The sequence below is a fragment of the Halothiobacillus neapolitanus c2 genome (assembly GCF_000024765.1).
Taxonomy (GTDB): domain Bacteria; phylum Pseudomonadota; class Gammaproteobacteria; order Halothiobacillales; family Halothiobacillaceae; genus Halothiobacillus; species Halothiobacillus neapolitanus.
This window is the reverse complement of sequence record NC_013422.1, coordinates 251,749-272,162: the sequence shown is the minus strand read 5'-3', so window position 1 is coordinate 272,162 and position 20,414 is coordinate 251,749. Positions and strand designations below refer to the sequence as shown.

The 20,414-nt window shown below is 54.4% G+C and carries 25 protein-coding genes; 21 read left to right on the top strand and 4 right to left on the bottom strand.

All coding sequences use genetic code 11. The annotated features are described in order from the left end of the window. Positions 1-34: 34 nt before the first annotated feature. The gene (gene ppk1 / locus HNEAP_RS01290; RefSeq protein WP_012823165.1) at positions 35-2,110 is read right to left on the bottom strand and encodes a polyphosphate kinase 1; all 2,076 of its coding nucleotides are present in this window, start codon (positions 2,108-2,110) and stop codon (positions 35-37) included. Positions 2,111-2,297: 187 nt separating this feature from the next. Here ppk1 and phoU point away from each other — a divergent pair, with 187 nt between their 5' ends. Further along, entirely contained in the window at positions 2,298-3,011 is a 714-nt protein-coding gene (gene phoU, locus HNEAP_RS01285; RefSeq protein WP_012823164.1) for a phosphate signaling complex protein PhoU, read from the top strand. A gap of 112 nt (positions 3,012-3,123) precedes the next feature. On the opposite strand, the gene HNEAP_RS01280 is transcribed toward phoU, so the two are convergent. Further along, complete coding sequence (locus tag HNEAP_RS01280; protein ID WP_012823163.1) at positions 3,124-3,462, bottom strand: c-type cytochrome; 339 nt, start codon at positions 3,460-3,462, stop codon at positions 3,124-3,126. A 239-nt stretch (positions 3,463-3,701) separates the two neighbouring features. Further along, a complete protein-coding gene (locus HNEAP_RS01275; RefSeq protein WP_012823162.1) occupies positions 3,702-4,367 on the bottom strand; it encodes an energy-coupling factor ABC transporter permease in 666 nt (221 codons plus the stop codon). A gap of 146 nt (positions 4,368-4,513) precedes the next feature. On the opposite strand from HNEAP_RS01275, the gene HNEAP_RS01270 reads away from it, so the two are divergent. The 9 genes from HNEAP_RS01270 (at position 4,514) to HNEAP_RS12110 (ending at position 13,217) form a co-directional block, all read left to right on the top strand. Further along, complete coding sequence (locus tag HNEAP_RS01270) at positions 4,514-5,494, top strand: SLAC1 anion channel family protein (protein ID WP_012823161.1); 981 nt, start codon at positions 4,514-4,516, stop codon at positions 5,492-5,494. Between the two features lie 122 nt (positions 5,495-5,616). Next, positions 5,617-6,039 carry a SirB2 family protein gene (locus HNEAP_RS01265; protein ID WP_012823160.1) on the top strand — a complete coding sequence of 141 codons (423 nt, stop codon included), beginning with the start codon at positions 5,617-5,619 and terminating at the stop codon, positions 6,037-6,039. Continuing rightward, complete coding sequence (gene purE / locus HNEAP_RS01260; RefSeq protein WP_012823159.1) at positions 6,036-6,578, top strand: 5-(carboxyamino)imidazole ribonucleotide mutase; 543 nt, start codon at positions 6,036-6,038, stop codon at positions 6,576-6,578. The genes HNEAP_RS01265 and purE overlap by 4 nt, the downstream gene beginning before the upstream one ends. Before the next feature lie 15 nt (positions 6,579-6,593). Then, positions 6,594-7,709, top strand: coding sequence for a 5-(carboxyamino)imidazole ribonucleotide synthase (locus HNEAP_RS01255; protein WP_012823158.1), 1,116 nt, complete (start codon positions 6,594-6,596; stop codon positions 7,707-7,709). Between the two features lie 189 nt (positions 7,710-7,898). Beyond that, positions 7,899-8,717: a DUF4124 domain-containing protein gene (locus tag HNEAP_RS01250; RefSeq protein ID WP_012823157.1), complete on the top strand. Its 819-nt coding sequence runs from the start codon at positions 7,899-7,901 to the stop codon at positions 8,715-8,717. A gap of 242 nt (positions 8,718-8,959) precedes the next feature. Continuing rightward, the gene (glnL, locus tag HNEAP_RS01245) at positions 8,960-10,105 is read left to right on the top strand and encodes a nitrogen regulation protein NR(II) (protein ID WP_012823156.1); all 1,146 of its coding nucleotides are present in this window, start codon (positions 8,960-8,962) and stop codon (positions 10,103-10,105) included. Beyond that, positions 10,102-11,574, top strand: a complete 1,473-nt coding sequence (gene ntrC, locus HNEAP_RS01240) for a nitrogen regulation protein NR(I) (protein WP_012823155.1) — start codon at positions 10,102-10,104, stop codon at positions 11,572-11,574. Before glnL ends, ntrC begins: the two co-directional genes overlap by 4 nt. Positions 11,575-11,650: 76 nt before the next feature. Then, complete coding sequence (locus tag HNEAP_RS01235; protein WP_012823154.1) at positions 11,651-12,400, top strand: ParA family protein; 750 nt, start codon at positions 11,651-11,653, stop codon at positions 12,398-12,400. A 16-nt stretch (positions 12,401-12,416) separates the two neighbouring features. After that, positions 12,417-13,217, top strand: coding sequence for an META domain-containing protein (locus tag HNEAP_RS12110; protein ID WP_012823153.1), 801 nt, complete (start codon positions 12,417-12,419; stop codon positions 13,215-13,217). Here HNEAP_RS12110 and HNEAP_RS01225 read toward each other — a convergent pair. Then, positions 13,145-13,534, bottom strand: a complete 390-nt coding sequence (locus HNEAP_RS01225) for a VOC family protein (RefSeq protein ID WP_012823152.1) — start codon at positions 13,532-13,534, stop codon at positions 13,145-13,147. The two genes, HNEAP_RS12110 and HNEAP_RS01225, sit on opposite strands and share 73 nt — an antisense overlap. 52 nt (positions 13,535-13,586) lie before the next feature. Between HNEAP_RS01225 and dapC the strand changes: the two genes are divergently transcribed. From dapC to HNEAP_RS01175, 11 genes are all read left to right on the top strand, one after another. After that, the gene (gene dapC / locus HNEAP_RS01220) at positions 13,587-14,792 is read left to right on the top strand and encodes a succinyldiaminopimelate transaminase (protein ID WP_012823151.1); all 1,206 of its coding nucleotides are present in this window, start codon (positions 13,587-13,589) and stop codon (positions 14,790-14,792) included. Positions 14,793-14,847: 55 nt separating this feature from the next. Beyond that, complete coding sequence (locus HNEAP_RS01215) at positions 14,848-16,005, top strand: carbohydrate porin (protein WP_012823150.1); 1,158 nt, start codon at positions 14,848-14,850, stop codon at positions 16,003-16,005. Positions 16,006-16,095: 90 nt separating this feature from the next. Further along, entirely contained in the window at positions 16,096-16,929 is an 834-nt protein-coding gene (gene dapD, locus HNEAP_RS01210) for a 2,3,4,5-tetrahydropyridine-2,6-dicarboxylate N-succinyltransferase (protein ID WP_012823149.1), read from the top strand. A 215-nt stretch (positions 16,930-17,144) separates the two neighbouring features. Beyond that, entirely contained in the window at positions 17,145-17,309 is a 165-nt protein-coding gene (locus HNEAP_RS12625; RefSeq protein ID WP_012823148.1) for a hypothetical protein, read from the top strand. Between the two features lie 37 nt (positions 17,310-17,346). Further along, a complete protein-coding gene (locus tag HNEAP_RS01205) occupies positions 17,347-17,910 on the top strand; it encodes a Uma2 family endonuclease (protein ID WP_012823147.1) in 564 nt (187 codons plus the stop codon). Between the two features lie 146 nt (positions 17,911-18,056). Beyond that, entirely contained in the window at positions 18,057-18,308 is a 252-nt protein-coding gene (locus HNEAP_RS01200; RefSeq protein ID WP_012823146.1) for a type II toxin-antitoxin system Phd/YefM family antitoxin, read from the top strand. After that, the gene (locus tag HNEAP_RS01195) at positions 18,305-18,565 is read left to right on the top strand and encodes a Txe/YoeB family addiction module toxin (protein WP_012823145.1); all 261 of its coding nucleotides are present in this window, start codon (positions 18,305-18,307) and stop codon (positions 18,563-18,565) included. Before HNEAP_RS01200 ends, HNEAP_RS01195 begins: the two co-directional genes overlap by 4 nt. 180 nt (positions 18,566-18,745) lie before the next feature. Next, positions 18,746-18,997, top strand: coding sequence for a type II toxin-antitoxin system prevent-host-death family antitoxin (locus HNEAP_RS01190; protein WP_012823144.1), 252 nt, complete (start codon positions 18,746-18,748; stop codon positions 18,995-18,997). After that, positions 18,984-19,313 (top strand): type II toxin-antitoxin system RelE family toxin, encoded by a 330-nt coding sequence (locus HNEAP_RS01185; protein ID WP_012823143.1) that lies wholly within the window; start codon positions 18,984-18,986, stop codon positions 19,311-19,313. Before HNEAP_RS01190 ends, HNEAP_RS01185 begins: the two co-directional genes overlap by 14 nt. A 243-nt stretch (positions 19,314-19,556) precedes the next feature. Further along, the gene (locus HNEAP_RS01180) at positions 19,557-19,853 is read left to right on the top strand and encodes a nucleotidyltransferase domain-containing protein (RefSeq protein WP_012823141.1); all 297 of its coding nucleotides are present in this window, start codon (positions 19,557-19,559) and stop codon (positions 19,851-19,853) included. Positions 19,854-19,950: 97 nt separating this feature from the next. Beyond that, entirely contained in the window at positions 19,951-20,334 is a 384-nt protein-coding gene (locus HNEAP_RS01175) for a hypothetical protein (RefSeq protein ID WP_012823140.1), read from the top strand. Positions 20,335-20,414 lie beyond the last annotated feature (80 nt).

Genomic DNA, 20,414 nt, shown 5'->3' with positions numbered 1-20,414 from the left:
AAGGAGCTCGATTGAGACAATGGACAACCTCTACTCAAGTCAAATCATCCAGCAAAGACTGTTGTGCGGAGCGCGGTTTGGCATTGTGATGACGCTTCACGCGATGATATTGGCCATCGGCCTCCAGTGACCATGCACCCGTGTTATCGGCCAGATACCGCTCGAACGCTTCATTGATGACACGTGCTTTGATTTCAGGCGCATCGATCGGGAAACACGTCTCCACACGGACGAAAAAGTTACGCGGCATCCAGTCGGCACTCGACAGGAACAGTTCATCGTCACCATCGTTCAAAAAATAAAACACGCGTGGGTGCTCAAGAAAGCGCCCCATGACTGAACGCACGCGGATATTTTCCGACAACCCCGCAATGCCGGGCTGAATGCAGCACACACCGCGGATGATCAGATCGATTTGCACGCCAGCCTGCGAGGCCCGGTAGAGTGCCTCGATGATCTGACGGTCTATCAATGCGTTCATCTTGGCGCGAATCAAAGCCTTCCGCCCAGCCTGCGCATGCTCGATCTCACGTTCGATACGATCAAGCATCCCACTATGCAACGTGAACGGCGACTGCAGAATGCGTTTCAGGCGCATACCTCGTCCCAATCCGGTCAACTGCATGAACAACTTGTTCACGTCGTCACCGAGGAATCGGTCGTCCGTCAACAGGCCAAAATCGGTGTAAATACGAGCCGTGCCAGGATGGTAGTTACCTGTACCCATATGGACGAAGCGTTTTAAGCGGGAGCCGTCACGGCGCAAGACGAGCGTCATCTTGGCGTGGGTTTTGTACCCTACGATGCCATAAGCCACATACGCCCCCGCCTTCTGCAAGCGAGTCGTAATATCGATATTCGCCTCTTCATCGAAGCGGGCGCGGAGTTCAACCACTGCCGTCACTTCCTTGCCGGCGCGTGCTGCGGCCTCGAGCGCATCAACAATCGCCGAGTCCCGCCCAGTGCGGTAAAGCGTCATCTTGATGGCAACCACTTTGGGATCGCTCGCCGCCTGGCGAACAAACTCGACCACCGGCATGAACGACTCATACGGATGGTGTAACAAGACCGCGCCGCGCTGCTCGATGGTTTCGAAAATATTGGCTTCGCTGCTGAATTCCTTCTTCAATTTCGGCGTAAACGGTTCGTCTTTTAGATCCGGCCGGTTCACCAACCCATACAGTGCCATCAAGCGATTGAGATTAACCGGTCCATGCACCTGAAACACCGCCTGATTGTTCAACTTGAAGCGGTCACAGAGAAAATCAATCATCTCTTGCGGGCAGTTGTCCGCAACCTCCAGGCGAACGGCATCGCCGTAATTACGTTCGAACAATCCGCCTTGCAAGGTTTTGAGCAAATCATCGTCGTCGTCGACGGCAACCGCCAGATCGCTGTTCCGCGTTACTCGGAACTGGTAGCAGCCGGTCACCGTCATGCCGGGGAACAACTCATGCACGTGTGCGTGAATGATTGAACTCAAAAACACGAAACTCGAGCTGGTACCCGATGCTTCTTCATCCATGCGAATGATCCGCGGCAATGCGCGAGGCGCCTGGACAATTGCCATCCAGGCTTCACGCCCATAATCGTCGGTACCTTCCAGCGATACGACGAAATTCAGGGATTTATTAAGAATTCGAGGGAACGGATGGGATGGGTCGAGCCCCAAGGGCGTCAGCAGCGGCAACAATTCACGGCGAAAGAACTGCTTCACCCACAGGGATTGCGCTTCATTCCAGTGGGTGCGACGAAGAAAATGAATTCCTTCCTCGGCCAATGCGGGAATAACTTCATCATTCAGCGTGTGGTATTGATCCGCCACCAAACTGTGAGCCGCTGTGTACACTTGATCCAATTGCTCACCCGGTGTCAGACCGGAATCATCCGGGCGGTTCAACCCCACTCTGATTTGCTGGGTCAACGATCCGATGCGCACCTCGAACAACTCATCCAGATTGGATGACGAGATACATAGAAACTTCAGCCGCTCCAACAAGGGCAACGAAACATCCTGAGCCAACTCAAGCACGCGCCGGTTAAACGCAATCAAACTCAACTCGCGATTGATAAAAACTGGTGCGACGGGCGTTAAAGATGTTTCGGTCATAATTTCGCAACTTGGATAAAATAGAATAGTGCAATTGATGTTAATTGCAGACGGGCGCGGTCAGAATACAAATTCCTCAACCGTACTGCCAACATGCGTCATTATGACGGTTATTGGTGACATTTCGGTGAAGTGCAGCCTTCGCCAAACCTTTTCGTATATTTTGATGTTTTTCTGGAGAGTTTTCATGGATTCCTACAATGGTACGCCGCACACGCTGACCCGTTACGACGAAGACATCAATGCATTGCGCACGATGCTGATGAACATGGGCGGGGTCGCCGAACAACATTTCGCCGATGCGCTGGCTTACCTGCTCGACGGGGATGCCGAGCGCGGCGCACGCGCCCTGAAACAGGATTATGAAATCAATCGGATGGAATCATCCATTGACGAGCTGGCCATTCAGATCATCGCGAGATACTCGCCGATGGCCAATGACCTGCGCACCATCATGTCGGTCGTCAAGGCCATTACCGACCTGGAACGTATCGGCGACAAATCCGAAAAAATGGCACGAATTGCCGAAGAGATCGGCCCCATCCTGCGCCATACCGACTTCATCGGCCATCTGCGTGTCATGGGTCGCATCGTTGGCGGCATGATGCACGACGCACTTGACGCCTTCATTCGACTGGACGCCATCGCCGCCGAAGAAATCATCCGCCGCGACACGCACGTCAACGAGGAGTACAACGCCGTACATCGGGTCCTGCTGAAGTATATGAACGAAAACCCCAACTCTGCCGATGTCGGTTTGCGAATTCTCTCCTGTATGCGCGCCATCGAACGCGTCGGCGATCACTGCACCAACATTGCCGAATATGTCATCTTCCAGCAGAAAGGCGACGACGTGCGTCACAGCAACATCTCAAAAGAGAAACAGCGCACCCAAATCTGACCACCCGACACCGCGCCCGCCCTGCTGCTTAAATTTATTCAACAGGCTATCCGCCGGAAAGCAAAAAGCCCCGAAAATCGGGGCTTTTTATCATCAACCGGAATCTGAAAAATTATTTCAGAGTGGCGATGTACGCGCTCAGGTTGTCCATGTCTTGCTCAGACAGGCCCGCAGCGTTTGGCGCCATGATGGCAGAGTTAGGGCCACCCAAGCCTTCTTTCTTCAAAGTGGCTGTATCACCTGACTTGAACGCAACCAAAGTAGTTTTGATGCGCTCTGAGGTCAAGCCGGCCAGTTTCGGGAACATACCTTGGCCTTGAGCCTGCATGCCGTGGCAAGAAGCGCAGGAAGCATCATATAGAGTCTTACCGGCAGCCGCGTCGCCAGCAGCCATCGCTGCACCGGAAGTCATCAAACCAGCGGCCAACATCAATACGGTCAATTTTTTCATTGTGATCTTCTCCTGAGAGGGACGGTTGCAAAACACGTTACACGCGACAAGCGAGCAGTGCTTGAATTTAATCCAATTTTCATGCCAACCCATCAAGCCATGGAAAGTCGCGGATAAACAAGGGTTATAAAAGCCAATCAAAAGTAATTCACCTTGAATGGAATTGCAAATTGCACCAACGGCCGCTGGCTTGCAATCCCAACAGGTTCAAGCCGAGCGCGATGCGAAACAATAAACGCTTAGTTTTTAAAGTAGCGCTGATCATCAAAAGTAATGACCCAATCGGGCCGAAGCAATGTCAGACCGAGAATGATCATGGTGTTGATCATGGCCTCTGGCACCCATTGGATCGGCAGCAGGGGAAAATAGCTCGATGTCAGCACATCCCAAGTGTAAATGCCAAATACCAGCATCAAACTCGCCGAGGCTAGCGCCGCGGCCATTGCCCCGAGGATCGCCGATAAAAAGCTGTTCACAAAAAGATAAATGAAATAATTGGCAGGCAGCAGTTTTTGGGCACCCGCATTAATCAGGGCAGTCACGAGTACAGGCGGCACCACCATGCCAAGCATGTCCAACCCGATGCCCGAAAACGCCATCTGCCCAGCCAGCGACAGGAGCAACAAGGTCACGCCGCCAACGACCAATGCCAGAGGCCAACCAACCACCAAAGTCACGACGGTCAATCCCAAAAAGTGCAAAGACAAACCAGGCAGCGCAGAGGAAGAGAACAACCAGAGCATTGCCAGAAAAACCACACTGGCAGCGATCAGATTCAAACGCTGCGGCGCATGCAACAAGGCGCGCCAAGGTGAGCGATAAACCCCTAACCCCATTAGAGCAATAAACAGCAGCCAGTTGAGCCACAGCAAATCAGATGAAATCAAACCATCGGGAACATTCATTTTGAAAAACTCTATTGATCATAAGTAAATTTAATCATAATATCCGATCGAATTGATATGAAATTGCCCGCGTCCGGGCACAAGCCGGCCCTTTTCCACTAATAACGCGCAATCAATCACAACGCTCTATGCCACGGAGTAAAAAGATGTCCGAATCATCAACTGCAGACAACGCGCACAGCCGATTGGCCCATATGCCGATTTCCATGTTCGGCATGGTCATGGGCATGGCAGGCTTCGCCATCGCCATGCATAAAGGCGAGCAATTAGTGCAATGGTCGCACGCGACCAGCACGATATTCACGTATGTCACTTTCGGCCTGTTCGGCATACTCGCCCTGGCCTACTTGGCAAAGTTTGTGAAATATCCCGGTGAAGTGCGCGCCGAATTCAATCATGTGGTTCGCCTGAGCTTCTTTCCCGCCATTTCTATTAACCTGATTCTGCTCAGCATCATTGCACTTAGCTTCAACAAGACGCTGGCCCTGTGGCTATGGAGCATCGGCACCCCGCTACAGCTGCTGTTTACCCTCATTATTCTAAGCAACTGGATTCACCACGAAAAATTCCAGATCCATCACTCCAACCCGGCCTGGTTCATTCCGATCGTGGGGAACATATTGGTTCCGATCACCGGGGCCGCGCTCGGATATATTCAGATTTCGTGGTTCTTTTTCAGCATCGGGGTGATTTTCTGGATTGTCCTGCTCACCATCCTGATGAACCGTTATTTTTTCCATGCGCCCACGCCCAGCAAGCTGATGCCCACGCTATTCATCATGATTGCGCCGCCGGCCGTCGGGTTTATTTCTTGGCACGCGCTGCATCCGAGCGGGCTGGATGACATGGGGCATATCCTCTACAACTTTGCCTTGTTCATCACCTTGCTGCTGTTTTTCCAGGCCAAGCGGTTTGTGACGATTCCCTTCGGTCTGCCATTTTGGGCCTATACCTTCCCGATCGCAGCAATGACGATTGCAACCCTGATCATGCACCAGATCACCGGTTTGATATTTTATGCCTATCTCGGTGGGTTTCTGTTCGTATTCCTGACGTTACTGATCGCTTATCTTCTGGTGAAAACCGCCCGGGCCATGTGGGCAGGAGAAATCTGCGTTCCCGAATAAATCCATCCGCAACATCCGCCCTGTCGCAAGGGCGGGGGGATGAGGCCAATTCAATCGTCTGGCATTCATCCTAGCCTTGGTGTTTAATGGTGTGCTTGTTTTCTCGCACTGCCGGAGCGCGCATGACCATCGCACAAATATCAGTCCATATTCACGGACTTGCCGTTGTCCTTTCCCTGATCGGTTTTATCCTGCGCGGCATCTGGATGCTCAAAGACTCGCCGCGGCTCAAGGCACGCTGGGTTAAAATTACCCCGCATATTGTCGATACCGTTTTACTGGTCAGCGCCCTGATCGCCAGCTATCTGATGTTCTGGCGCTACGGCGTGAATCCTGACTATGTCACCGTCATGATCGTCGGTCTGATTGTTTATATCGTGCTGGGCTTGTTCGCGTTACGGCTGGGCAAAACCAAAGCTATTCGCGCGAGCGCCTGGGTTTTGGCCATTGCGGTGTTTCTTTACATCTCGGCAGCCGGCACCCTTAAAACTGCGACGCCATTTTTGAGCGCACCCACTACCACCGCGAGCGTTTCAGCCAGATGAGTGAACAGCCCCTCGCCCCCATCGCACCGAACCACCCCTCGCCCCTAGTTGGCGTCGTCATGGGCTCCCGATCCGACTGGGAGACCATGCAGCATGCGTGTGCCACGCTAACCACACTGCAAATTCCTTTCGAGGCGGAGGTCGTCTCTGCCCACCGCACGCCGGATCGTCTGTTCCAATATGCAGAAACAGCGATTGAGCGCGGTTTGCGGGTGATTATTGGCGGAGCGGGCGGAGCTGCGCATTTGCCCGGCATGCTGGCCGCCAAAACGCGACTTCCCGTTCTGGGCGTACCCGTGCAATCCAAGTCTCTGTCGGGCTGGGACTCTATGCTCTCCATCGTACAAATGCCCGCCGGAATCCCCGTGGGCACATTGGCGATTGGACGCGCTGGCGCGGTGAATGCTGCATTGTTGGCGGCGGCTCAACTCGCCGTTCACGATGCAGACCTGGCGCAACGCCTCGATGCCTATCGCCATGCCCAGACTAAAACCGTGCTGGCCGGCACAGACCCTAGAACACCTCCGCCATCCTTCTGATCGGATCTTTGCACCATGCGCACACCATCACCAGACCCCACACCGGATCAGGCACATATTGGCGTGATCGGCGCAGGTCAACTGGGTCAGATGCTGGCCTTATCCGGTATTTCACTGGGGTTGAGTTTCACCTTTCTTGACCCGTCCGCGCAGGCCCCGGCAGGCCGACTCGGGCGGCACATTCAAGCCGAGTACGACGACGAGTTGGCCCTGGAACAACTCGCTGTTGAGTGCGATGCCATTACACTCGAATTCGAAAATGTTCCGGTTTCCGCCGTTGCCAGTATCGCGCGACACAATCAGATTCATCCCGGCGAACGCCCCTTATCCATCGCACAGGATCGAGTACACGAGAAACGGTTTTTCGAATCGCTTGGTATTCCTGTTGCCAAGTACCACGCGATTGACTCCTTCGAAGACCTGAAATCGGCCGTCGCGGACCTCGGTTATCCCTGCATCCTGAAGACCCGACGGCTCGGTTACGATGGCAAGGGGCAAGTTGTCGTCCGACACAGCGACGACTTAGAACCCGCCTGGGCGTCCATCCGCGGCAATCCCTCTATTCTGGAACAGATGATTCCCTTCACGCGCGAAGTGTCAATTATCTCGGTGCGCAGCACACGTGGTGAATGTGCGTTTTACCCCGTCAGCGAGAACCAGCATCGCAGCGGCATTCTGCACCGCACCGAAATTCACATGGATGATCCCGCACAAGAAAGGGCAGAGGAATATGCTCGCCATGTGCTCGATGGGCTGGATTATGTTGGTGTGCTCGCCATCGAATTCTTTGAGCATCAAGGTCGGCTCGTTGCCAACGAAATGGCACCGCGTGTTCACAACAGCGGGCACTGGAGCCAAAACGGAGCGGTCACCTCACAGTTCGAGAACCATCTGCGGGCCATCCTCGGTTGGCCGCTTGGCAGCACCGCTTGCACCGGGCATAGCATCATGATCAATCTGGTTGGCATCATTCCGCCACGCGCGCCCATCCTCGCGCTGCCGGGCGTTCACCTGCATGATTACGGCAAGGAACCACGCACCGGACGAAAATTGGGGCACATCAACATAGTGGCCGATACGAAAGAGTCCTGCCGAAAATACGCGACACTTATTGAGCAAATGATAGGCTAAGGAACCGGGGCGCCTGAGCTGGGTCAAAATCGAGATCCCGGCGCCAGACCCAAATGACGTATGCACGACTAGGCTCCGCCCCACGATTATATAGAGCCGGGGCATCTCGTTAGACCATCATTGAACCTAACAAGCCCATCACCAGCGATCACCGCCCGTTCCCGCTCAAAGACAAGGAGTCCGATGCCGATGAGAACCGCCCACTTACCACGAACAGCCCATTTTGCTTCGACCATTCTGCTCATGAGCGCTTTTTTCTCACTATCGCTTGCGCCTATGGCCGCAGAAGCAGAAACGATATACAAATACACAAATAGCAAGGGGGAAGTCGTCTTCACCGATCAACCGACCAAGGGTGCCCAGAAGCTGAACATCATCCCTCCGCCTGTTATCCCGCTCACACCAATCAACCTGCCACCTACCACAACGCCCGCAACCGAATCCGTGAAACCGGCGACAAACACTGAAGCGTCCAAGTCACCGGCACCTTTGATCCCTTCGTTGCAGATGCAACCACCGGGTTCTAGTTCAACCGCGGACACCAATCCCAGCAAACCTGCTGCGGCAAATCCACCTGAATACAATCAAATCACGCCTGCTCCGGCAAAAACCACAACCAACGCCCCACAGATCATCCGTCAGTCATTACCGGAAACGCAGCCATCGTCGCCCGCGATTCCTCCTCAAGAACGGAACGGACACTATCAATCACTGATCATCACCGAACCCAAGGCGGGGCCTGTCACCGCACGTGACGGTGGCACCATTTTTGTGCAAACAAAACTATCGCCCGTTCTGGATCAGAGCGTGGGTGACCGGATGCGCATCGTCATTGATGGCAACATACGGGTCGATGACTCGACCGGGCAACGCTTCATGATCAGTGACCTTACCCCCGGAACGCACGCCATTATTGCCATTGTCATGCGCAAAGGTAAAAACATCTTCCAATCCAACCCTGTGGTCATTGATCTGAAGCAGGGCACGGATGGCAATGCACAAAAATAAAACAAACTCAAAAGCCAATAGCACTATATTTGTGCAATAAAGTGGCTTTTCATTAAAATCCCTGCTATCGGTCAATACACAATTCGTGCACCGATACGGGGATTTTTTTAATGCCAATCAAAAAACCCAATGATTTAAAAAGAATAAGCAAAGTCTTCTACACAAACAGTGCCGTTTCGGCATGTTCTTTGCGTTATGCCTTTTCACTGAATCAGCAATGGGCACGAGCACGAGGAGTAGATGTGACAAAGCCCGAAATAAAAATGCCTATTCGCACGGCACGCCTGGCCGACGCACTCACCACCGCCATCGTGGTTCTGGATGCACAGGACAAGCTGCTTTACATCAATTCTGCCGGCGAACAGTTCTGGGATGTGAGTTACGGCGTATTGCTCAAGCAGGGCTTTGCTCCTTTTTTCGAACAAAACCCCATCCTGGCCAAGGCTGTTGCTGAAGCACGTTTAACGGAACAAGTTGTCACGCTGCGCGAAGCCGAACTGGTTTCAATCCACGGACAAACGCACATCGCCGATTGTGCCATTACGCCATCTCCGGATATCTCGGGGGCCGATATTCTGCTGGAACTTGCCGATATCGAGCGCCACATGCGCATTACTCGTGACGCTCAACTTCATGCCATGCAAATCTCAACCCGCCAATTGGTCCGAGGTCTGGCGCACGAGCTGAAAAACCCGCTGGGAGGGCTACAAGGCGCCGCTCAACTATTGGAACGGGAATTACCCAATGCAGACTTGCGGGAGTTCACGCAGATCATCCTCAATGAATCGAGTCGATTGAAAAATCTGATCGACCGGATGCTCGGCCCCAACAACCGCCCGCAGATGCAGCGGATAAACATACATGAACCGCTGGAGCAAGTGCGCCGACTGCTGAGCATCGAAGCCGAAGAGACCCTGCTGCAGGAGCCGCTGCAGTGGCATTTTGACTTCGACCCCAGTATCCCGGATGTGCTGGCAGATCGAGACCAACTCATCCAAGTATTGCTCAATCTTAGCCGCAATGCGCTTCAGGCGATGAGTGAAAACGACACAAACAACCCGACACTGCGCTTCAAAACGCGGGTGCTACGGCGATTCACGATTCACCAAACCTTACACCGGCTCGTGCTCCGAATTGATGTAGAAAACAACGGTCCACCTGTGCCAGACACCTTGGTTGAGAGCTTGTTTCTGCCCATGGTCAGCGGCCGGGCGCATGGCAGCGGGCTGGGTCTATCCATCGCACAAACCATTGCCGAACAACACCAAGGCTTGATCGAGTTCAAACAAAAGCCGGGAGCCGTTCGATTTTCATTGATTTTACCGTTAAGCCAGTCGCTACCCGGCCAGGATACTCAGGGGCAGCACCATCAAGAGACACCGCCATGATGACTTTAAATCCCTCTCAACAAAGCAGCAAAAACGCCGCAAAAATATGGGTCGTCGACGACGACCACAGCATCCGCTGGGTACTGGAACGGGCACTGAAGTCGGCCGGATTCACGGTCGAGTCCTTTGAGAGCGCGGCCATGCTCCGCGCGCGATTGCGCACCAGCACACCGGACGTCCTGTTTTCGGACATCCGCATGCCCGGCGAAGATGGCCTGAGCCTGCTCTCTTCCCTGCAAAACAGTCACCCGGAATTGCCGATCATCATCATCACGGCGCACTCGGATCTCGACAGTGCGGTCGGGGCCTTCGAAGGCGGTGCATTCGACTATCTGCCCAAGCCATTCGATATCGACGATGCGGTGCGCCTGGCTCAGCGCGCACTGAGTTCACGGCAACCGCAAGCCGCCGAGACAACGGCCGAAGCTTCCACCACCGCCGATGCCCAAACCGACCTGATCGGCAATGCGCCAGCCATGCAAGAGATCTTCCGCGCGATCGGTCGCCTCGCCCGCTCGAACGTGACCGTACTCATCAATGGCGAATCCGGCACCGGCAAGGAACTAGTCGCCCGCGCGCTTCACCAGCACAGCCTGCGCCGCCAGGGTCCGTTTGTTGCACTGAACACTGCGGCCATCCCAAAAGACCTGCTCGAATCCGAACTGTTCGGGCATGAAAAAGGCGCCTTTACGGGTGCGGCCGGACAACGCGTCGGTCGCTTCGAACAAGCCCACGGCGGCACGCTCTTCCTCGATGAAATCGGTGACATGCCGATGGATCTGCAAACACGGTTGTTGCGCGTTCTGGCCGACGGTCAGTTCTATCGCGTCGGCGGCACGCAGCTCATTCGAACCGATGTGCGCATTGTCGCGGCCACCCATCAACGGCTTGAGGATCGCGTGGCCAGCGGCCAGTTCCGTGAAGACCTGTTCCACCGGCTGAACGTGATTCGCCTCAAACTCCCGGCGCTGCGTGAACGACGGGAAGACATCCCGCAACTGCTGCGTTTTTTCCTGCAACGCGCAGCACAAGAGTTGGGCGTGCCCATCAAATCCATTCACCAACAGGCACTGGCGCAACTCGCGCGATACGATTGGCCGGGCAACGTGCGCGAACTGGAAAATACCGCCCGTTGGCTCACCGTGATGGCGCCGGGACACGAGATCGGCATCGAAGACCTGCCGGATAATCTTCACCAGTCATCCACTCCCGGCGCAGCACTCGGCGATGACGCCCTGCTTACCCAATGGACAGGCGACCTCAAGCGCTGGGCCGATGCGCGCCTTGCGGCAGGTGATCAGGATCTATTGGCCATTGCGGGCCCTGCCTTCGAGCGTACTCTGCTTAAGGCCGCCTTGCACTTCACCGGCGGACACAAACAACAGGCTGCCGCGCTTATTGGATGGGGCCGCAACACCGTAACCCGCAAACTCAAGGAACTGGCCGATATCGACGACGACACCGAATAACCGACCACGATCACCTGATTTGAGCTGAATTTCCCGTATCATAGGCACACATTCGCATTCGGTGCAGACGGCATTCATGGCTCAAATCATTGCGCTCTATTCGGTCAAAGGCGGTGTTGGCAAGACGGCCAGCGTCGTCAACCTAGCCGCCCTGTCGGCCATGCAGGGGCGAAAAGTTCTGCTCTGGGATCTTGACCCACAGGGCTCGGCATCCTGGTATCTTCAGGCAGAGCCGGAATCTGCGCCCAAGCTCCAGCAACTGCTCAAGGTCAAATCCATTGCCGAAGGCATTCGCCCGACGCTGCATCGCAATCTCAGTGTATTGCCGTCCGATCAGCGTTATCACGATATCGAGCACGCATTGGCCGAAAAAAAGGATGCCGGCTTTCGTATCGCCAAACTCCTCGATGGCCTGAGCGAATATTTCGACGAAATCTGGATTGATACGCCACCCGGCATCACCCTGCTGGGTGACAATGTGCTGCGCGCAGCCGATCTCGTACTTGTGCCGGTCGTGCCGACGCATCTTTCCGAGCGCACGTGGTTTCAACTGAAAAGCCATCTGGCATCAGAAAAAATTAAACCGGGCCGATTGGCGGGTTTTCTCTCTATGGTCGACAGGCGGCGTTCCTTGCATCGTGATTTTTATGCGGCCCATCGCATCGACATGCCCGAACTATTCGACGCCGACATTCCGTATGCCGCAATCATCGAACAGATGGGCGAGGATCAGACACCCGTCGTATTCAGCCATGCCCGCCACCCCGCGGCACAGGCGTTTTTCAAGCTCTGGAAACAAATCGATCATGTTCTGGCTAAATTTTAATTTTTCAGGAGCAAACATGCAGAATAAAAAATATTTGAACATCTCAGCAGTACTGGTTTTAGCCGTTGGCATGTTTGCTGGATTGACGGCGTGCTCCGCTTCAAAACCAGTTCCGCCGGATAACCACACCAGCCAAATCGCACTGGATTGGGCGGGCGGCTACTACAGCGCACTAGCCAAGGAATCGAACGGGCAACCGGACGGTGCCGTCTCGCTCTGGCTGGCGCCCAATGGTGGTTATCGGCTTGATCTTGAGAACATCAAAGGCATTCCTCGGCAGTCGTACACGGGTAAAGTGAAGTGGATAGAAGGTAAAGAGGTGGATTTGCGCGGCGCTCCGCCCGAATACGCACGCTGGCTCGTTCAAGAGAATCAACTGCGCAATGCAACCAAAGGCTGGGCGGCGAAACACGTGCCCGCGCTCGTCGCCGCACTCGCACTCCCCGATCAATGGACACTCACGGAGTTGGCCGGGGATCAAAGCGATTTAACCCAAAAACCGCCCGAATTGACCTTCAACATGGCGCAACGGGTGTTTGGGTTCGATGGTTGCAATCGTTTAATGGGGCGTTATCAGCTCGATGCGGATGGCAAGCTGTCATTCAAGCCGCTGGCGGGCACGCGCATGGCTTGCATGCAACCTACGCCCGAGCGCGCATTCCTAGCCATGCTGGAAAAGGTGGCCGATGCGAAGATTCAGGGCGAAACACTTGAATTTTTTGCGGCCGACGGTAAAAAATTGGCTCAATTCCGCGCCACCAGTTCCCAGGCGTTGCCATCGGCATCTCGGCAGAACAACGCATCCCGTCCGGAGTGAGAGCGGGTAAACGGCCAGTTCAACGCTGCCAGCCGTTGCGCGAAGGGCTCCGTTGCACGCACCTGCAGTGCGACATGCCGATCCCGACCGCCATGTGCGGGCCGGTTCGCTACCGGATCGGGGTTCGGCAACTGCAACAAATGCAAGTCCACGCCATTGCTTAACTTGAGCCACGCGCCCGGGAACCCGAGTTCGGGCCGATCAATCAACCGCAACCCGAGTACCTGCCGATAGAACGGCAGAGCCGCATTCACATCGGCAACCACGACACTGACGTGATCCACGCCCAGTAATTCAATTGCTGCGGTCTGATTCATCCCATCGCCCATCGCGTATACTTCCTGCTTTGTATTACTCAATTCTTCCCCCATGAATCCTGATCTGACCCGCCTGCACCCGTACCCGTTCGAAAAACTGGCCGAGCTCAAGGCTGGAATCTCGCCCGCCACTTCAGACAAACCCATCGCCTTGTCGATTGGCGAGCCGCAACACGCACCGCCCGCCGTTGCCATGCGCGCCATGGCCGACTCACTTGGCGGTCTGTCGCGGTACCCGCTCACCAAGGGGGAACGCAGCCTGCGCGAGACCATCGGGCACTGGTTGACGCGGCGCTTTGCGCTCGAACCCGGGCTGGTCGATCCGGATCGTCACGTGCTCCCGGTAGCGGGCACGCGCGAAGCCCTGTTCTCGTTTGCTCAAGCCGTAGTTGCGCGCCCGGAAGACCCCGCAGCCCCGCGCCCTGTGGTGCTCATGCCCAATCCGTTTTACCAGATTTACGAAGGCGCCGCGCTGCTGGCCGGAGCCGAACCTTATTATTACCCAACGACCAGCGATACCGACTTTTTACCCGACTTTGCCGCCATTCCTGCTGAAATTTGGGCACGCGCGCAGTTGATTTACGTTTGCTCGCCCGGCAATCCGAGCGGGGCCGTGATCGATCGCGCGCGCATCAAGACGCTGTTCGATCTGGCCGATCGCCATGATGTGATCATTGCCGCCGACGAATGCTATTCCGAAATTTATTTTGATGAAGATGCACCGCCAGTCGGCTTCATTCAGGCGGCGCATGAATTGGGGCGCAGCGACTTCAACCGGCTGGTGATCTTTCACAGCCTCTCGAAGCGCTCCAATCTGCCCGGTCTGCGCTCCGGCTTCGTAGCGGGTGATGCCGAGATTCTGGCGCGCTACCTCAAATACCGCACCTATCATGGTTGCGCGCTCTCGCTCCCGGTGCAGATGACCAGTATTGCCGCATGGAACGACGAGGTGCATGTGCATGAAAACCGCCAGCACTACCGCGAAAAATTCGATGCCGTGCTGGACATCCTTGCCCCGGTTCTGCCGGTACAGCGACCGGATGCCGGTTTTTATCTTTGGACGGATGTCGGCGGCGACGAGCGCAGCTTCGCCCGCGATTTGTTTGCGGAGCAGGCCGTCACGGTACTGCCCGGTCGCTTCCTTTCACGCCCGGTCGAAAGCAACGACCCCGGCGTCGGCTTCGTGCGCATGGCGCTGGTTGCCGAATTGATCGATTGCGTGGATGCCGCCCAACGGATTCGGGCGTTTCTCAGCTAGCCGATTGAGCCAAATGTCATTGAGAAAGAAATAGGATCAATTATCATTTGCATCCATGAGTCGACTCCCAAGTTACGTTACCATCCTCCTGATTGTTCTTGTGATCCCGCCCATACTGGGTTCGGGCGCATGGGCGACCGAATTTATTCTGAACCGTCCAGCACCTACGGCAGCCAGCCATCCGCTGCCCCTCGACGAATCACAGATCTTTTCTTTACACGGCCACTGGGATACCGATTGGGTTAACAATCTCTCCGGCGGTATTCGTCGCGGCAACGCGCTCGACAGCGTCGCGGTGGGCGGTTTTACCCTCAAGGGCGATCGTTTGGGCCTGCCCAACAGCGTGTTCAATTTCTCACTCATGGCGACTCGCGTGGGCGACGCCAATGCAGAATTGATCGGAGCAGACACCAACCCGAGCAATATCGAAGGCAACCGCAATCGGCTGGTGCTCAACACCGCGTTCTGGCAACAGGACTGGTTGAACTCACCTCATATCGGTCTCAACACCCGATTGGGTGTATTCGATTTGAGCGCTGAATTCGATAGCACCGATGGCGCCGCGCAATTGCTCAACAGTTCGTTTGGTCTCGACCCGACGATCACCGACAATTTCGCCGCATCGACTTTCCCCAAGAACGGTACCGGGCTCGTGACCAGCATCGCCAGCGCCATCGATCCGGATACCGCCCCCTTCGCGTTAAAGGTCGGGTTGATTCAGGGCGATGTCAATCAACAAACCCACCCATTCACTCAAGGCGTTTTGAACATCGCCGAAGGGCAATGGCGCCCGAGCAAAGGCACAGCCATTAAACTCGGCGGCTGGCAAAAACGAGGCAACGGCCTGCATGATCTGCGCGGCGGCTATCTCAGTGCCGAAACGCCGCTCAGTTCAGAGCAACACCAGCACATCAGCGGCTTTATTCGCGCCAGCTTCGCATCTGGCATGGGTGCACAAACCAACGGAGCCAACCGATACCTTGGCGCGGGCCTCAATTGGCAAGCACCGTTCGCACATCGACCGGACGATTACCTCACGCTCGGGGCAGCCACACTGCATTTGAATCATGGCGGCGATCACGAGCGGCTGCTCGAAGCGGCCTACATTATGCAAATCACCCCGCGCATCTTTCTACAACCCGACGTGCAATACATCCAACAAAACAACCAGCCCGATACCTGGGTGGCTATTGTCCGCCTGCATCTTGAATAACCACCGCCCGCATTCCACCCGCATTCCCCCCCGCATTCTAGTGGCAAGCTGTTAGAATGCCGCATCAAAAAACTTCCAGAGAGTGCCCACATGACCGACCTCAACGCCCTGAAAAACACCATCGAAACCGCCTTTGAAGACCGCGCGAGCATCACACCGGCCGAGGCGCCTCAAGCCGTGCGCGATGCCGTGAACACCGTGCTCGGTATGCTCGATGCAGGCCAACTGCGCGTGGCAGAGCGCCGCGGCGTGGGTGATTGGGTCGTCAACGAATGGCTAAAAAAAGCGGTGCTGCTGTCATTCCGCCTCAACCCGAATGAAGTCGTGCAAGGCGGTGACCTGCGTTATTTCGACAAAGTGCCGACCAAATTCGCCAACTGGAACCAAGCCCAGTTCGAAGAAGCTGGCATTCGTGTTGTGCCCAACGCCGTTGCGCGTCGCGGCAGCTTCATCGCCAAAGGCGCGGTGCTGATGCCCTCGTATGTCAATATCGGCGCGTATGTCGATGAAGGCACGATGGTCGACACCTGGGCGACTGTCGGTTCCTGCGCGCAGATCGGTAAAAACGTGCACCTTTCCGGCGGTGTGGGCATCGGCGGCGTACTCGAACCGCTGCAAGCATCGCCCACAATCATCGAAGACAACTGCTTCATCGGCGCCCGCTCGGAAGTCGTAGAAGGCGTCATCGTCGAAGAAGGCTCGGTGATTTCCATGGGCGTGTACATCGGCCAATCCACCAAGATTTATGATCGCGAAACCGGTGAAGTCAGCTATGGCCGCATCCCGGCCGGCTCGGTTGTTGTATCCGGCAACTTGCCCTCCAAATGCGGCAAATACAGCCTTTACTGCGCAGTCATCGTGAAGAAAGTGGATGCGAAAACCCTAAGCAAAGTGGGTATTAACGCCCTGTTGCGCGATATCTGATTCTCAAGCGCATACCTCCCCCTCACCCCTTTAGCAAAGGCCGCATAACCCCCCCCCCTTTTGTCAAAAGGGGGTACGAGGGGGATTTACAGGGACCGCACCTTTGCAAACATCGCGTCCATGACCACACATAAGCGCATTCAAAACAGCTCACTCTTTCAGCTTAAGCAAAATACGATACACTCAAGGCATTGAATCCCAAAGGAACCGCCGCCATGAGTCCGCCGACACAAACCCACACGTTCATGCTCGACGATTTCCTTATCCGGGAAGCCGTCGAGCCGCTCCGCCATAAGCTTGATGCCACACTCAGCATGCCTTGGCAGAACGGCGAAACGCTCAATTTGTCACTGACACAAGTCTATCAAGACATCAATTAAGCTCATCACCACCCCGACCAGACAGGGAGTAAACCCCATGAGTACGCCAGCCGCCCACTTGCCCACAATTAGCGTTACCGATTACCTCAACGGTGAAGAACATAGCGAAATTCGCCACGAGTATATTGATGGCCAAGTGTATGCCATGAGCGGCGCCAGCCGTCGGCATGGGCTTATCGCCACCTCACTCAGCCTTTTGCTCGGCCCCAAAGCCCGCGAAAAAAAATGCCAGTTATTTATTGCCGACATGAAAGTGCGACTTACCATCAGCGGCAAAGATATTTTCTACTACCCCGACTTGGCACTCAACTGTGATCCTGACGACCGTGAAAGCCATTACAGCCGAACGCCTTGCCTAATTATCGAAGTACTCTCGGAAACCACCGAGCGCATCGACCGCCGCGAGAAAATGCTGGCCTACCAAACCCTGCCCAGCCTGCAGGAATATGTACTCGTCGCACAGGATTACATGCAAATCGAAATCTACCGCCGCCGCGCCGACTGGCTGCCGGAAGTTCACACCGAAGGCACGTTCACCATTGAATGCCTTGATCTGAACACCAGCGTGGCCGAGGTCTACCAAGATATCGAAGGGTTTTGATGATTACCGAGCATGGCGCCGGTACCATCAATTAAAGCACCGTCCCTCGTGTCATGAGCTTTGCCGCAACGCATTGACGGTTCATCGTATCAACCGCTACACTCATTGTACGTTTTAATGTACATAATAAGCTTTAGGTGCTCCCCATGAACGCGATCAGTTACACCGCAGCACGCGCCAACTTTGCCAAAACAATGGAAAAAGTGTGCAACGACCACCATCCGATAATCATCACGCGCAAGCAGGAAGCACCCGTCGTCATGATCTCTCTGGAAGATTATCAAGCCATGGAAGAAACGGCGTATCTGCTTCGCGCGCCAGCCAATGCGCGGCGCTTGCTTGAATCGATGGCCGAGCTCGAAGCCGGGAAAGGAACCGAGCGCGAATTGATTGAATGAAGCTCACCTTTTCCAGCAAAGCGTGGGATGATTACCTCTATTGGCAGCAAACCGACAAAACTATACTCAAACGCATCAATACCTTAATCAAAGAAATTCAGCGCGACCCTTTTGACGGCATTGGCAAGCCCGAGCCATTAAAATATAGCCTCACAGGTTACTGGTCTCGGCGAATCAACGATGAACACCGGCTGGTATATAAAATCTCTAACGATTATCTATTCATCGCCCAACTTTGCTACCAATATGAGTATTGAGCCTGTGCGGGAATAGCAAACCGACAGGCCAACACAACCCGCTTCGCCTTCAGCGCAATCTAAAGAAAAAGCACTACATCGAAACCCGCCCCAGATTACTATTCGAACAACGTGACGACGTGTTAGAATCGCGCTTAAAACAGAGCTATATTCGTATCCAAATTTGCAAGGTAAACAATTATGGACGCTATCTACGCCGACTACTCCATCAGCATGACCGAATTCAAAAAGAACCCGGCCCATGTCTTGCGAACGGCAGGCGAAAAGCCGGTCGCCGTGCTCAACCACAACCGGCCCGCGTTCTACATGGTTAGCCCCAAACTCTTTGAAGCCATCGCCGAAGAGCTATCCGACAAAAACCTGCTCGAATTGGCACGTCAGCGTTTAATGCGCAAAGACAGCGCTATTGAGGTGGATATTGACCAAATCTGATGCAAGCCCAAGTGCGACACGCTACCGGCTAAAATTCCTACCGGAAGCCCTTGACGAATGGAACGCACTCGACGGCAGCATCAAAGAACTATTACGCAAATTACTCAAAAAACGCCTCAACGAACCGCATACGCCGGGTGCGCAACTGCATGGTGATTTGCGCGGGTGCTACAAAATCAAACTACGCAAACAGGGCTATCGCCTTGTGTACAGCGTCGAAGATAATGTGCTGGTCGTACTCGTGCTCGCCATCGACAAACGCGAAGACATGGCCGCTTATCATTCGGCTCTTGATCGCCTGATATCTGGTCAATAACAAGCAGATCCAATGAAGCGGGCTTTGTTAGCTTCGCATTAAGCGCAATTCGAGTAAGATCATCATAGGGAAGCTCGAAAAACCCGTCATTCCCGCGTTGGTGAGAATCCAGCGCCATGATTTTTCTAGGTTCCTGCTTTCGCGGAAACGACGAATCACAGGTATTTCGATGTACCCCATAGCCAAACCTTATCCAGATTATCATTCCGGCTATGGCGAGCGATTCAAACAAGGAAACAAGACATGCGATTCACGCACAAAGAAGCCAGCAGCATCAAAGAAGCTTTTCAGGATGTTTTTCAAGAAGGAACCATCCTTCTCTTTGGCTCGCGTGTCGATGACAACAAAAAAGGCGGCGACATCGACCTGTATATTCAACTCTCCCACCCACTAAGCCCAAGGGAGCAGCTTGAAAGAAAAGCTCAATTTAAACTCAAACTGTACGAAGCACTGGGCGAACAAAAAATAGACATCGTCATCGCCAAAGATCAGCAACGAAGCATAGAAAAATCCGCCCTCAAAACAGGCGTGCCGCTATGAGCCGCGAAATCGTCAAGGAAAGAGTCGAAAAAATCCTGCTCGAATGCGACAGCCATAGCCACAGGATGAGCAGCGCGGCAAGGAAAAGGCAGCATTCATGCCATTGGACGAACAAAAATATATTGCCCTGACGGACGACGAAGTCGAGCATATCGACCAATTCTTGTTCCGATTTTCCAAGTTACAGGACAGCATGGGGCAAAAACTATTCAAGAGCATACTGATGTTTCTCGAAGAGGATGTCGAAGACAAACCCTTCATCGATATTCTTAATCAACTGGAAAAACTCCATCTGATTGAATCGGCCAACGACTGGCGAACACTAAGAGAAGACAGAAACGAACTGGCGCACCAATACGAAAACGAACCTGAACCAATGTCTGCTGCAATTAACCGAGTGTATGAACGAAGAGAATTGCTGGTGGCAATTTATCACCGATTAAAATCGGCCTACTCAAAAGCCAATGGGGTGGATTCATAATAACCCAAGCTCTTCGCTGCCTGCCTGTTAGCTGACAAGCAGCGTCGCCCAGATAAAACGCAGCGCGATCCGTGGAAGAT